We start from the raw sequence: 13,887 nt of genomic DNA, 5'->3' as shown, positions 1-13,887 counted from the left end.
CTCAGAACTTGCACACCGGGGGATCCGGCGGGATCCTTGAGGCTGCCGTGACTTCCCGGAGCGTTTGTGACGCCGTCGTCACTTCCCTCGCCCGCCACTGATCTCCCCCTGATCGCATGGCCCGGATTGCCCTCGCAGTTGCCTCGCTCGCCGTTGGACTGGGTGCCACCTGGATCGGCGTACGTGGCGCCGGCCCGCTTCCGCCCCTCGGCTCGGTGCTGTCCCCGTCGGTGGGGCTCTGGGCCAACGCGGCCGACGATCTTCCCGCCGACGCCGATGGCCGGATCCCCGCGCTCGGGTCGCAGGTCGATGTGCGCTACGACCAGCGCAGCGTGCCGCACATCTTCGCGACCACCGAACTCGACGCCGTGCGAGCGCTGGGGTACGTCGTGGCGCGGGACCGGCTCTTCCAGCTCGAATTGCAGTCGCGGGCAGGGGAAGGCACGCTCACCGAACTGGTGGGCAATGTCGCGTTGCCGGCCGATCAGGAGACCCGTCGCCTGGGCATGCCGCGTGCCGCCGAACAACGCCTCGCGTCATTCGATCGCAATGGCGAGATGATGCAATTGCTGCAGGCGTATGCCGATGGCATCAACGCCTGGCGTGCGTCGCTGTCGCCGGCGCGGTATCCGGCCGAATACAAGCTGTTGAACAAGACGCCGCGGGAATGGTTGCCGGTGCACACGCTGCATCTGTTCAATCGCATGGGGTACACGCTGGCGCATGCACCGGTGGAACTCGATCTGCTGCGGGCGCGCGCGCTCGTGGGCGATTCGGCGGCCGATGCACTCTTCGACACCGATTCGCCGGTGCAGGAGCCCATCCAGCCCGCCCCGCGGCACGAACCGCGCGAGATGTTCACCCCGCTGCCGGCGCCCGGGGCCCCCGACACCGCGGCCGCACGACTGGTGACCGCACTCGGCGGCGTCGAGCAGACGCTGTTCGGCTGGTCGCGCGATATCGGGGCCTCGGCCGACGAGCGCGCGATGCTCGCGCAGGAACGCGCCTTCGCCAGCAACAACTGGGCGGTGGCGCCGCAACGCAGTGCCTCGGGCAGAGCGCTGCTGGCGGGTGATCCGCATCTCGAACTCACGCTGCCGAGCATCTGGTATGAAGTGCACATGGTGGTGCCCGGTGTGATGGATGTGGGCGGTGTGACCATTCCCGGTCTGCCGGGTGTGGTGATCGGGTATACACGCGCCTTCGCGTGGAGCTTCACCAACACGGGCGCCGATGTCATGGACTTCTGGCGCGAGACCGTGGACGATGCAAAACATCCCACGCGCTATCAGCTCGATGGCGAGAACGTGCCCTTCGTCGACACGCGCATCGAGACGTATCGTGGCCCGCAGGGCACGGTGATCGGTGTGGACACGGTGTACTACACGCATCGTGGACCCATGCAGCGGGTTGGCCGCGAATGGCTGTCGATGCGATGGACGGTGCTCGAAGCCGGCAACGAATTGCTGGGCTTTCGCGCCGGACAGCGTGCGCCCTCGGCGACGGCATTTCTCGATTCGATGGCGGTGTATTACCAGGCACCGGCGCAGAACATGATCGTCGCCGATACGGGCGGCACCATCGCGATCCGGTCCACCGGGCGGTATCCCATCCGTGCCGACAGCGGACGCGGCACGGCCATTCGTGAGGGCAATACCCGCCGCACCGACTGGATCGGTTTCCGTCCGGTCGATCGGTATCCGCAGAGCGTGAATCCCGCACAGGGCTTTCTCGCCTCGGCCAATCAGGAACCCATCGACCCGCTGTACGATCCGCTGTACTTCGGCGTGGATGCGCACTACGAGATCTGGCGCGCGCTGCAGATCAATCGTCTGCTGCGTGGCGACAGCAGCATGACCGCCGATCGCATGCGGCAGTTCCAGACGGATCCCGGCAGCGTGCGCGCCGACCTGCTGGTGCCGGCATTCCTGCACGCCGCCGAAGTGCGCCGTGCGACGGGAGCCGGCTCGCCGTCGCTGGAAGCCGCCGAAACGTTGCTGTCGAAGTGGGACCGCCGATACACACGCGACAACACCGGTGCGCGTCTCTTCGAGATGGCGCTGTCGTTCACGACGGCGCTGATCTATGACGAGCTCACGCCGCCGGGTGCGCGGCAGCGTGTTGCCACACCGTCCGAATCGCGTCTGCTGCAACTCGTCGCCGATTCCACCAACGGCTGGTGGGACGATCGGCGTACTCCCTCGGCGCGTGAGGATCGTGACGTGGTGCTCTCCACGGCGCTGGCCACGGCGTACGATTCGCTGGTCACGCAGTATGGCGACCCGGCGCAGAAGCCCTGGGTCTGGGGCACGGTCTCGCCGGCCCGGCCCACGCATCTGCTCAAGCTCGAAGGCTTCGCGGCGCCGTTCACGCCCATCGACGGAGGACGCGGCACACTCAATCCCTCCGTGGCCTCCAAACGCGCGAACTTCGGCTCCAGTTGGCGCATGGTGGTGGAGTTCGGCAAGGAACCCGTGATTCGCGCGACGTATCCCGGCGGACAGAGCGGCAACCCGGCGAGCAGCCGCTATCTCGATCGACTGCCGTTGTGGAGCAGTGGGACGCTGGACAGCGTGCGCACCCCGCGCACCGTCACCGACCTGCCCGCGAGCGATGTGCGCGCAGTGCTCACCCTTACGCGCTGACGCCGAACAGGAGGAATCTTCGCATGCCCAGTGGATCGGTGTTCATCGTGGCGTTGCTGGTGCAGGTCGCGGCACAGGCGTTTCTCGGCGTCTGGGGCGCCGCGATCGGTGGGGTCTTGATCGGACTCGCCGTGCGCGGGCCGGGCGCATTCCGTGTGGGTTTCTTCTCGGCCATCGTCGCAGCGGCATTGTTGTTGGGCGCCACGGCGATGCGTGGTGCGCCGGTATGGCACTGGGCCGGGATGATCGCCGGCAACTTCCGGCTGCCTGCCTGGGGCATCATGGCGATGACGCTGTTGTTGCCGGCGCTGCAGGCGGGCGGGATTGCGGGGGGGATCGGGCGGGGGCTCGCGGTGTCGCGGCGGTAGTGGAGGGCCGTGCGGTTGTGGGTTCTGGGGAGTTGGGTTTGGAGGGAACAGACGGGTGGTGGGTCGCGCCTCCGATACGCGGTGGTCTCCATAAATAACCCACCAACCCACGACCTCCTCCTTTTCCGGAAAGTCCAATGATCAACAGCAACCGAAGTCGTCGTAACTGGCTGCGCTACCTGGTCGCCTGTGGTGCGGGAGCGATGGCGATCACGGCACTATGGCTGAGATTGAATCGGGAGCAACGAATCGAGCAGGCGTTGTTCGGAGCACAAAGCGCCGCCTCCGGATATTGGTCCGCATTGATCGTTGCGGGTGTTCCGAGAGACAGCGCCACAGCCCTCACGGCGCGAAAAGTCAGAGCCCGGTTCTCGCCAGTACGAGAGCCGTGGGGAGAACTCCCTTTCATCGAGCATCCATCGGATACGCTCGTATGGGAAGGCTTCTCGCTCAATCCCTTCAGCGAGGCAGCTCCCGAAGCACTGTGGAACGCACTGCCGCAGCGGGATCGATTGATGCAGGACAGAAGCATCGCCCGCGAAGCGATGCAGGAGGCGCGGGAGCATCTCCAGCACCGTGAAAAACAACGACAGCGCATACTCCTTGTGATGGTATGCGCTGCATTGGCATTCACCGCGTTCGTTTGGCGGCGAACGGGACGAGTGGATTCCGATGTGGGAGAATGGATTGGGAGACGAGCAGGCGCCTGAGTCGGGCGGGTATCGAGCAGGTGTCCGCGACTACGCACGGGTTCAAAATGAGCAGAGCCGATCCCTGAGGACCGGCTCTGCAGATGATGTCGTCGCCTGCAGCGCGGCGGTCTTGATGCTCAGGCCGTCCGTCTGCGTCGGGCGATACCGAAGATCGCTGCCAGCCCCGAAGCCATGAGCGCATAGGTGCTCGGTTCGGGAACCGTGGTTGGCGGCGTGCTCGTCCACGGCGACGGGATGGGTGAGTTGGGGTCGGTGTGGTCGGTGTCGACGTAGAAGACGTATGCGGTGCTTCCATTTGCACCGAAATTCCTTCCCGTGAAGTCGATCAGCAATTGCTCATAGATGTCCCCAACCGGCGCAATTCCGCCGATTCCCACAATGTTCGAGTACGTAAAAGTTGGTTCGTTTCCAAAGCCTGCGTTCTGGGCTGACCAGCCCTTGTCCGATCCCGACGTGCCAACCTCGGTTGCCGTGTTGCCATTCTGCTGGCACGAGTTGCCTGTCCACGCACAATCGAACACCGTACGGCTCGACGCACCGTTGAGCACGACAGTCGAAAGTTCACCATGCAGTTGTTCGCCTGTGAACTGGTCCTTTCCCGCATAGCTCAGCAGCCAGGTGTAGCCCGCATAGGACGAGTAGGTGTCCTCTTGACAGGTAAAGCGCAAAACGAACCGGTACCCTCCGTCTGAGGACATCACGCCGCACTGGCCTGCATAGCCACCGCCCAGTGCTCCCCAGGTCAGTGTCTCGGTGAAACCCGAGAATGTCGTATACGTCACCTGCATCCCGGCCATGCTCGCGCCGGTCGCTACATGGTTGCCGAGTCCGGCGACATCGTACTGCGTTCCGGGGGTGTAGGTGACGGTCTGGGCAGACGCCGGAAGCGCGATCGCTCCGAGGGTTGCCGTGGCGATGAGGGCGGCCTTGCTCAAGGGATGCATAGTCCGAAACGGTGGAGGGAAACAAAAAGAAACAGAAAGAACAGTCAGCAATAAGCGTACCTGGTGATTTCCGTATTGTGGAATCTTTTATGTGCAGTACTGGTAGGCAGATAGACCGGTTGGCGCTCCCATCATTGGCACGCCGTACCGATCTGTTGTTGCGACTCAACTACAGCCTGTAGCAGGGGTATTCCACCTCTGTTTCGTGCCGTCGTCTGCTTTTACGGTACGTCGCCGTGCTCTCTGAGCCTCGCCAGCCAGGCCGGAACCGGCTTCCCCTGTTCTTCGAGCAGACTCAGCAATTGAGCAGCACGCTCCATTCTCATTTCGGCTGGCAAATGCCTTGTCAGGATATCGAGCGCCGCAGCCGCCAACGGCCCGGTCACCTCGAGCTCCGACCGCTCGGCCCGGTCCATCACGTACCATGCTTGCAGCCGTCGCTGCGTCTTCAGGTACGGCGAGGTACCGCCGATGAATCGCCACAAGCCTGTCGGGCTCATCCCGGTTTCCTGAGCGACGACGCGAATGGACTTTTCCGCAACCCGTTCCCGAACGGCGTTGCGCAACTCCTCGACTGGGACGTCCGCACGATTACCGGACACGGGTAACGCCGGTCCGGGGGAGGCTTGGGTGTTCTAAGTGTTTCTTTTTGACTGGGCTACACGTCTGACGCTAAAGGACGCCAACCTGAAATACAAGACTGTGGGCTCCCCGGGCCGCTCCCGGGAGCCCACAATGCTACTTCAGCGTCCATCCCAACTCCCGGCACACCCGCCGCACGGCGATCGGCCCCGGCTGATTCACCAGGAACCAAGCACTGAGGCGTCCCCACCTGGCCTGCTTCATTGTCGGGTCCATATGACGATCCATGCGATGGTGACGGAAGGGTCGGGCTTTGAAGCAACTCCTGTCGATCCGCACTCACGGCCCGGGGGCCACAACTGACCCAGTGCTCCGTGCGTATCGGATGCCTTGGTGTAGACCTCCAGTGCCTCGACCTCCGCAGTGTTCAACATGGACAGGCCCAAGTCCGGCATCGGCCTTCCGTTCAGGAAGATGCAAACCGATCGGCCAAGTCGGAGCCCTTTTGCGCTCGTGGTTCGGTTCTGCATCAGTGCGGCCACGAGCCCATCGGATTTCGTTTGTCTCAGCTCTTCACCCGAAACCACGACCGACATGGGGCCGCGCGCATTCAGCCTGGTATAGGCGTCCGTCAGTGCGGCCTCCAGCACGATGGAGCTTCCCTTCTGCCCAGTCGCCAGCAACTCCACCACCTCGGTGACTGTATCCCGTCTGACGAGGATGCTGCGGAGCGACGGTCGGAAACCTGGTGCCGAAATCCGCGCGATGTACGCTCCCGGGCGAATACCGATGAGAAACCCTCCGACTGAGTCGGTCTTCGCTCGCCCACTTGTGCCCATGATGGCGACTTGTGCCCCAACAATAGGCTCGAGGGTCGAATCCGCTCCTACGACACCGCGAACGCCCGAGAACGAACGCCGGACCCGGACGCTCTGCAGGACCTGCGTCGAAGGGGCAAGCCGCACTGTGACGGAGGCCGTTCCGTCCTGAACATCAACCGTGAGCGAGCTGGGCAAATAGCCCAATCGTCTCACCTGCAAGCCATGACGCCCGTCGGGAACCCTGTTGATCGAAAACTGCCCACGCTCGTCGGTTCGTGAAATCCGCGTGCCGGATCCAATGGTGAGGAGGATCTCGGCATCGACGACGGGTCGACTATCGACGGAGCTGACGACCTCGCCGCGCACAATACCATTGGTCTCTGCGCTCTGACCAGCAAGCGCAGATGTGCACGAGACAAATAGGGCGAGTCCGATGACACGCGGCACCATGGACCACATCGTTTCCTCCCCGGTGCTCCACCGGCCGTTCACCCCCAAACCCTGAACCCATAACCCACCACGCTACTTCAGCGTCCCATCCAACGCCGCCCACACCCGCCGCACGGCGATCGGCCCCTGCTGATCGGCCAGGAACCACTCGCTCAGCGGCCCCCACTTTGCCTGCTTCACGGCGTCGTCGAGGCTCAATCCCGCCGCCTTGAGCCGCTTCACTTCATTGATCACGCTCACCGTCGCGTCGCGGAACGTCACGAGCTCCTCGCGCGACACTTTGCGGTCTTCGATGAAGCCGTGTCCGGGGATGTACCAGTCCACGTTCTTCAACGCGAGTGCGGCGTTGATGGTCTTCACCCATTCGCTCGGATACGCCGACCGCATGGCCGGAAACACCCGATTGAGATAGGCCTCGCTCATGAAGAGGATCTTCTCCTTCGGCAACTGCACCATGAGGTCGCCGCCGGTGTGTGCGCGGCCCAGGAACAGCACCTTCACCTTCGTGGTGCCGACGTCGATCGTTTCTTCGGTGCCGGTCATGGCCTTGGGTGGGACGATGACCACACGTCCGCCCGTGGCCGCCGCCGAGTCGCGCTTGAGTTGCGCCAGGGAATTGGGGTGCACCACGTAGGTGATGCCTTTGGGCAGCACGCTGTTGCCGGCCGTGTGGTCACCATGATCCGAGCCCACGATGTACCACTTGATCGGCAAGGGAGTGAGTGTCCTGATCTTCTCCACCATGGTCTGCGTGGCGTCCGGCGATCCCTGGCCGTCGGCGATGAGCACACCATCCTTGCCGATCACCACGAGGCTCACCGTGGTGAAGCCCGGTTGCCGGATTTCCTCGTAGCCGTACACGTTGTCCGTGAGCTTCACGAATCGTGGGAAGGCGCTCAGCGGAACACCGCGTTTGGCCGGATCGGCGGTGCGCACCACCTGCTGTGCACGTTGTGCATCCAGGCGGGCGAATGGCGTCGGAAACAGCGCGGCGAACGTCAGCGCCGAGGCGAGCGCGATGCGCGCGCCGATCGTGAATCGGAGGGGAAGAGAACGAGGCATTCCACAAAAATGCGACCGCCGGCACCACACCCGCTACCCGTCTCTACTGCCCGCCCCCGTCGTCAGCGTGCAATCCGCGTCTGCTACGGGTGTCTGTCATCTGCGCCGGTCATCCGCCGGCTCTATCGTCCGTGCCGATACCGCGCCAGCCACTCCGCGCTCCATGACCCGAACCGCCCATCACGCAGCGCGTCACGGGTCTCCCGCATGAGCTCCAGCAGAAACGTCAGGTTGTGCAGCGCCAGGAGACGTGGGCCGAGGGGTTCTTCCGTGACCATGAGATGCCGCAGGTATGCACGGTCGTACTGCGTGCACGCCGGACACGGGCAGGACTCGGTGAGCGGCCGGCGATCGGTGCGGTTGCTGCTCTTCTGGATCTGCGTCTTGCCATCGGGCGTGAAGACGGTGCCATGCCGTCCCATGCGCGTGGGCGCCACACAATCGAACAGATCCATGCCACGCGCCACGGCTTCCAGCAGATCGTCGGGGAATCCCACGCCCATCAGGTAACGCGGCTTGTCCGCGGGCAGGAGCGGCGAGCACACCTCGAATGTCTCGTACATCGCACTCTTGGCTTCACCCACCGAGAGTCCACCCACGGCCACGCCAACCCAATCACCAGCCTGCAGAATGCCATCGATGGACGCCCGTCGGAGGTCGGCCCAGGTGCCACCCTGCACGATGGGGAAGAGTGCCTGCGGCGGCGCCACGATGTCGCGCGCGATGTCGTCCGTAGCCAGTGGCGGAGCGCCCGCCGGCACCGTGAGTGCGCGCACCGGCGCACGTCCGTCGCGCGACAATCGGTCGAATTCCACACGACACCGCTCCAGCCACCGGAGGCTGCGCTCCATCGCCGATCGCGACGCATCGTACGACGAACCACCCGCGATGAGTTCGTCGAGCTGCATGATCACGTCGGCGCCGATGTTGCGCTCGATCTGCATCACCCGTTCGGGGGTGTAGTGATGCCGCGCACCATCGAGTTTGCTGCGGAACTCTACACCGTCTTCGGTGACGGTGCGATACCGTGACAGCGAGAACACCTGATACCCACCAGAGTCGGTGAGCATGGGCCCATCCCAGCGCGCGAAGGCGTGCACACCGCCGAGTGCCCGCACCATCTCGTCGCCCGGACGCAGATAGAGATGGTAGGCGTTGGCCAGCACCATGTTTGCACCGGCATCGCGCAGTTCGTGCATCGCAAGACCGCGCACCGAGGCATGGGTGCCCACCGGCATGAAGGCCGGCGTTTCCACGGCGCCGTGTGGTGTGGTGAACCAGCCCAGTCGTGCGTTCCCGTTTGACGCATCCGCGGCAAGACGGGTCGTGAACAAAAACCCGCTCACGGGGCGTGCGGCCGGTGTTCCGTCGACTGCTCTCGTTCCAGTGCCCGCGATCGCTCCTGCGCCCGCCGCTCCGTCTCTTCATCGAGCACGGCGCGGATCACACGGAGAATGGGATCGTCCGTGGTATATCGCGCGCCGTACTGCAGGTTGAACCGGAAATCGAAGTCGTCCGGCATCACGCCCTGATTGTGCTGCAGAATGGTCTCCAGCTTGTCGAGCCCCTTGGCGAGACGCGCTTCCGGCGACATGGCCTGCTCGTACTCGTCCCACAGGGCCACCATGTCGTGTTGCGCCGATGCGGGCAGCGGCGCCACCAGTTGCAGCAGATCGCGGCGTTCCTGATCCGCCTTGCTTGGTGCACCTTCCTGCAGCACCGCCGAGATGTCGCCGCCGATGGCCTCGCCAAGATCGTGCACGAGACAGATGCGCAGCAGCTTGCCGAGGTCGATGCCAGGGAATCGCGGTGCCAGCACCAATGCCATCAGACACAGGCGCCAGGTGTGTGCGGCGACGGTTTCCGGTGTGCCGGTGGACGTCCACGAGGTGCGTGTCGTGTGCTTCAGCGATTCGGCGGCGCGCAGAAAATCGAGAATGCCGTGCAGTTCGTCGGCGGGAATGGACATCGGAAGAGGACGGAAGGCGGTACGAAGATCTGTACGAAGAGCTGTACGGTCAGGCCGGCGGCACGTGTGTCCATCGCGCGACGGCCTGGGCGCCACCATGCCGCACGAGCCACGCCAGTGCGAAGGTGCGCGTGAGGCGGCCCGCCAGCAGGGCGCCGGTGAACGCGGCGAACGGCACCCCGATGGCGCCGGAAGCCAGACTGGTGAGTTTCGTGGACAACGGACTCATCGTGCTCGCAAAAATCGCCCACGCGCCGTACTGCGCGAGCCGCGTGCGATACTCGGCGAATACATCCGGCGAAAAATCGAAGAAACGGGCCACCGGCCCTTCGAGCAACACCAGCGCCTCGGCGCCGATCCAGTACAGCACCACGCTGCCGATGAGCGTGCCCGCCGTGGCCACCAGCGCCAGACGGTAGGCCCGTTCGGGACGTGCCAGCGCCAGGGGCAGAAAGAAGAGATCGGCGAGCCCCGGAAAGATGCCGCCCTGCAGCAACCCCCACCCGAAAACGACGCTGTTGGACCATCCGGCGTCGGCCCACCGCCGGAGGCGGAGCAGGAATCGCGTGATGAATGGCGGGGCCTGGGGCATCCGGACAAGATAGCAGACGGCATATTCCCTGAAACGCCTCTGAAATTCCCGGAACGTTCCCTCAACGATTCATATCCGTCCATGTCATCGATGCGCCACTCGGTATGCCGTCCCGGTGTCCGGCGTGTGGTGTCCCTGTCGACACTCTGCGCGATGTCGGGAGTGATTGTCGGCTGTCGCACGGGAGCGGGTATTGCCGGTGCGGCAATCACATCGGCAGCCACGACGGCGGCACCGGCCCCGCTGGTGCTGCCGGCCGCGTTCGCCGATTCCGTCCACAGCGAGCGGATCGCGCCCATCGCCACACTGCACACCATCGTCAATCTGCGCGCGCCGTGGCGTGCCTGGGTGCTCGAAGTCGAAGCGCGTCCCTGCTTCGATATCCAGGCCGTGAAGGGCGCGGCCATTGCTCCGGGGCGCAACACCACGTCGGCGCTGCTGGGCACGTTGCCGCCATCGTCACGGGCCATCGCCGCCGTCAACGCCGATTTCTTTCTCTTCGCGCCGCCGGGTGTGCCCACCAACCTGCACATCGGGCAGGGGCATCTCATCGCCGGACCGGGCCCCAATCCCGTGGTGTGGAGTGACCAGGAAGGGCGTGTCCACATCGACACGCTCGTGGCACGCGGCCGGGTGACCACGGCGCACGGGACCATGCTGTTGACGGCGTGGAACCGGCCGAGTGCCCGAACGGCCGGCATCGTCGACGCGGCGTGGGGCATACCCTTCGATTCCACGATGCGATCGACGCTGGTGTATCGGCTCGTGCCACTGGGCGCCGACAGCCCGGCAAGCGGCGCGCGGTATCTCGTGCGTCAGGTGCCTGTCTCCGATCGTGGTCCGGGAGGGCAGGTGGTCCACGGTGACACGCTGTTGTTGCATGTGCCGTCCACAGCTGCCACCGGCTCTGCTCCGCGGGACGGCGATACCGCCACGGTGCAGATCGGCCTCGCGCTGCGTTCGGCGGGCGGCAATGCAACCATCGACGTGCGCAATGCCGTGGGTGGGCGCCCCATCCTGCTGGTGGACAGCACGATCGTCCGTGATGTGGACACCGAAGGCAACGACGGCTTTCGCGCGCTCAATCCGCGCACCGCGGTGGGAATCGATCGCAGCGGACGCCGTCTGTGGCTGGCGGTCATCGACGGGCGTCAGCAGGGGCGCAGCATGGGGATGACGCTGCGACAGACCGCCGAACTGCTGCAGGCGGTGGGCGCGACAAAAGCGCTCAACCTCGATGGCGGAGGTTCTTCCGCGATGGTGATCCGTCAGTCCGGCACCGACACCGTGAACGGGACCACGAAGGACACCCTGCGTGTCGTGAATCGCCCCTCCGATGCCGGGGGTGAACGATCGGTTGCCAATGCGCTGGCGGTCACCGCGACGTGTGCCGTCCACTGACGGAGCGTTCGACTATTGTTCAGGGTCAACGACGTTTCACCTCCCATCCCTCTCCCCATGAAATCCCTCGGCGCCCTCCTCCTGGCCGCCATGGTTGCCACCCCGGCGTTCTCCGCGTCGACGTTGTCCGCGCAGGAACGCGAGGATCGCACGCTGCTCACGCAGGAGCAGATGACCGCGATCATCAACGAGGTGTCCGGCGAACGGGCCATGCACCACCTGCTCGAACTCGTGCCCTATCAGCGCGTGCGGCCACCTTCGGAATACAAGGAACCGTTCCGCGAAAGCCGGGTCATCGAACAGTTCGCGAGGGACTACGGTTTCAGCAACGTGAAGACCGTGGTGTATCAGCAGGGTGGTACGGCATGGCAGCCCACACAGGGCGAGCTGTGGATGACCACGCCCAAGCTCACCAAGCTGTTCGATATCCACGACCTCGCGTTGTCGCTGGCTTCGCTCAACGCGAACGGCGATTTCACGGCCGAACTGATCGACGTGGGCCCGGGTCGCGCGCAGGACTTCGAAGGCAAGGACGTCAAGGGCAAGTTCGTGCTGTCGTCGGGCGCGACGGGCGCGGTGTACTCGCTGGCGATGCTGCGTGGTGCCATCGGTGTGCTGGCCGTCAGCGCCATCGGGTACCAGCGCTCGGTCGACTTCCCCAATCAGATCGTGAGCAGCACGGTGCAGGCGCAGCCGGGCACGGTGGCCTGGTCGGTCACGCCCGAAGTGCAGCGCAATCTCTCTGCGCTCATCACGCGCGGCGAGAAGATCACCATTCGCTCCATCGTGAAGAGCGAACAGGTGCCCATGAAGGCGGAATACGTGTGGGCGCAGATCCCCGGTGATGGCAGCACCACGCAGGAAGTGGCCATCAGTGGTCACCTGTACGAAGGTGTCATCAAGCAGGGCGCGAACGACGACAATTCCGGGTGCGCGCTCATCCTCGAAATCGGCCGTGCCTACATCAAGCTGATCAACGAAGGGAAGCTGCCGCGTCCCAAGCGCACCATCAACTTCCTGTTCGTGCCGGAGATCCAGGGTACCAACGCCTTCTTCCAGGCCAATCCCGACAAGCGCAAGACCATCATCGGCACGCTCAACTTCGACATGGAAGGGCTCCGGGTCGCGATGAGCCGCAGCTTCTGGGTGCTGCAGCGCACGCCGGACACGTTCCCGTCGTATCTGAACGACATCGCGCAGAGCATGATGGAATACATCGCCGACGTCTCGCGCGAGCGGGTGCGTTTCCGTCGGTCGCTCTCGGGGTACGCACCCACGCAGCCGGTGGAATCGGCGCGTGGCAGCAAGGATGCGTTCTACATCAAGATCGACAAGCACTACGGGTCCAGCGACCACGTGGCCTACATGAGCAACGGCGTGCCGGCGGTCATGTTCATCACCTGGCCGGACATGTGGTACCACTCGACCGAAGACACACCTGACAAGCAGGATCCCACGCAGTACAAGCGGGCCGCGGCAGTCGGTCTCGGCTCACTGAGCGTGTTGAGTGTGGGCACCGACGACATGGCCGCACGCATCACGCAGGAGAACCTGGGTCGTGGACTCGGACGCATGGGAGAAAGCCATGTGAAGGGACTCGGGTACATGGCCGATGCGAAGGACGGCACGGGTCTCACGCGCGCGTACGCCGAAGCGCGCAACGCGATTCGTCATCAGACGAACATCGAGAAGGCGGTGCTCCGTTCCGCGGCCGTGTTGTGGACGGACACCACGCTCGGCGCGAAGCGGGTGGCCGGTTTCCTGCCGCTCCTCGACCAGCGTGCCACGTCGCTGCTCAACGAGGTGAAGGCCGTCTATCAGTTACAGGCGACGCAGCGCAATGTGACGGCGGCGGAACCGGTGCTCAGTGCCGCGGAAAAGGAAGCGGCGCTGCTGCGCGTGGAACTCCCGACGGCGGCCAATGCACCGGCCGCGGGTGGTCCTGGCGGCCCCGGTGGTCCGGGCGGTGGTGCGCGTGGCGTGGGCGGTGCCGGTGGCCCGCAGCTTCCCGACGAGTTCAACGCCGAACTGTCGCTGCTCTTCCGCAAAGGCATCACCGCACTCGAACTGCGCGACTTCCTGAGTGGCGAGTTCACGCCGCTGCCGATGGAAGAGGTGATGGCCGTGCTGCGCGTGCGTGAAGCGCAGGGGCAGATCCGGCTCGTGCCGGTCAAGAAGTAAGACCGCACCAAACAGCAACTGCTTTGCCGCGGATTACGCGGATGGGGCGGAAACCGCACGGATGAACAACGGAAAATGATAGGGTTCGTGCTCACCCAAAGTCTTGTCCGTGCAGTATCCGTGTAGTTTCCGCCCCATCCGCGTAATCCGCGGCAAAGC

At 64.5% G+C, this 13,887-nt stretch carries 12 protein-coding genes; 5 read left to right on the top strand and 7 right to left on the bottom strand.

Translation table 11 applies throughout. The features are described from left to right. Window positions 1-116: 116 nt before the first annotated feature. The 3 genes from WG208_RS03695 to WG208_RS03685 all read left to right on the top strand — a co-directional run bounded on the left by WG208_RS03695 (window position 117) and on the right by WG208_RS03685 (window position 3,723). Window positions 117-2,645 (top strand): penicillin acylase family protein, encoded by a 2,529-nt coding sequence (locus tag WG208_RS03695; RefSeq protein ID WP_337169972.1) that lies wholly within the window; start codon window positions 117-119, stop codon window positions 2,643-2,645. A 23-nt stretch (window positions 2,646-2,668) separates the two neighbouring features. Continuing rightward, window positions 2,669-3,013 carry a hypothetical protein gene (locus WG208_RS03690; RefSeq protein WP_337169971.1) on the top strand — a complete coding sequence of 115 codons (345 nt, stop codon included), beginning with the start codon at window positions 2,669-2,671 and terminating at the stop codon, window positions 3,011-3,013. Window positions 3,014-3,150: 137 nt separating this feature from the next. Further along, on the top strand, window positions 3,151-3,723 hold the full coding sequence (locus WG208_RS03685) for a hypothetical protein (protein ID WP_337169970.1): 573 nt from the start codon (window positions 3,151-3,153) through the stop codon (window positions 3,721-3,723). A 119-nt stretch (window positions 3,724-3,842) separates the two neighbouring features. Here WG208_RS03685 and WG208_RS03680 read toward each other — a convergent pair whose 3' ends face one another. The 7 genes from WG208_RS03680 to WG208_RS03650 all read right to left on the bottom strand — a co-directional run bounded on the left by WG208_RS03680 (window position 3,843) and on the right by WG208_RS03650 (window position 10,146). Next, a complete protein-coding gene (locus tag WG208_RS03680; RefSeq protein ID WP_337169969.1) occupies window positions 3,843-4,661 on the bottom strand; it encodes a PEP-CTERM sorting domain-containing protein in 819 nt (272 codons plus the stop codon). Window positions 4,662-4,891: 230 nt separating this feature from the next. After that, window positions 4,892-5,272, bottom strand: coding sequence for a hypothetical protein (locus tag WG208_RS03675; protein WP_337169968.1), 381 nt, complete (start codon window positions 5,270-5,272; stop codon window positions 4,892-4,894). A 240-nt stretch (window positions 5,273-5,512) separates the two neighbouring features. Further along, a complete protein-coding gene (locus tag WG208_RS03670) occupies window positions 5,513-6,532 on the bottom strand; it encodes a carboxypeptidase regulatory-like domain-containing protein (RefSeq protein ID WP_337169967.1) in 1,020 nt (339 codons plus the stop codon). Between the two features lie 63 nt (window positions 6,533-6,595). Beyond that, window positions 6,596-7,585 carry a hypothetical protein gene (locus WG208_RS03665; RefSeq protein WP_337169966.1) on the bottom strand — a complete coding sequence of 330 codons (990 nt, stop codon included), beginning with the start codon at window positions 7,583-7,585 and terminating at the stop codon, window positions 6,596-6,598. Between the two features lie 122 nt (window positions 7,586-7,707). Continuing rightward, window positions 7,708-8,931 carry a tRNA guanosine(34) transglycosylase Tgt gene (locus WG208_RS03660; RefSeq protein ID WP_337169965.1) on the bottom strand — a complete coding sequence of 408 codons (1,224 nt, stop codon included), beginning with the start codon at window positions 8,929-8,931 and terminating at the stop codon, window positions 7,708-7,710. Next, on the bottom strand, window positions 8,928-9,554 hold the full coding sequence (locus tag WG208_RS03655; protein WP_337169964.1) for an HD domain-containing protein: 627 nt from the start codon (window positions 9,552-9,554) through the stop codon (window positions 8,928-8,930). The genes WG208_RS03660 and WG208_RS03655 overlap by 4 nt, the downstream gene beginning before the upstream one ends. 49 nt (window positions 9,555-9,603) lie before the next feature. Beyond that, a complete protein-coding gene (locus WG208_RS03650) occupies window positions 9,604-10,146 on the bottom strand; it encodes a VTT domain-containing protein (protein ID WP_337169963.1) in 543 nt (180 codons plus the stop codon). An 81-nt stretch (window positions 10,147-10,227) separates the two neighbouring features. Here WG208_RS03650 and WG208_RS03645 point away from each other — a divergent pair, with 81 nt between their 5' ends. Continuing rightward, on the top strand, window positions 10,228-11,547 hold the full coding sequence (locus WG208_RS03645) for a phosphodiester glycosidase family protein (RefSeq protein ID WP_337169962.1): 1,320 nt from the start codon (window positions 10,228-10,230) through the stop codon (window positions 11,545-11,547). Between the two features lie 57 nt (window positions 11,548-11,604). Then, on the top strand, window positions 11,605-13,728 hold the full coding sequence (locus tag WG208_RS03640) for a M28 family peptidase (protein WP_337169961.1): 2,124 nt from the start codon (window positions 11,605-11,607) through the stop codon (window positions 13,726-13,728). Window positions 13,729-13,887: the final 159 nt, after the last annotated feature.

Source organism: Gemmatimonas aurantiaca (genome assembly GCF_037190085.1).
GTDB classification, from domain to species: Bacteria; Gemmatimonadota; Gemmatimonadetes; order Gemmatimonadales; family Gemmatimonadaceae; genus Gemmatimonas; species Gemmatimonas aurantiaca_A.
Note: the sequence above shows the minus strand (reverse complement) of the source record. Positions and strands in the feature narration are given on the sequence as shown.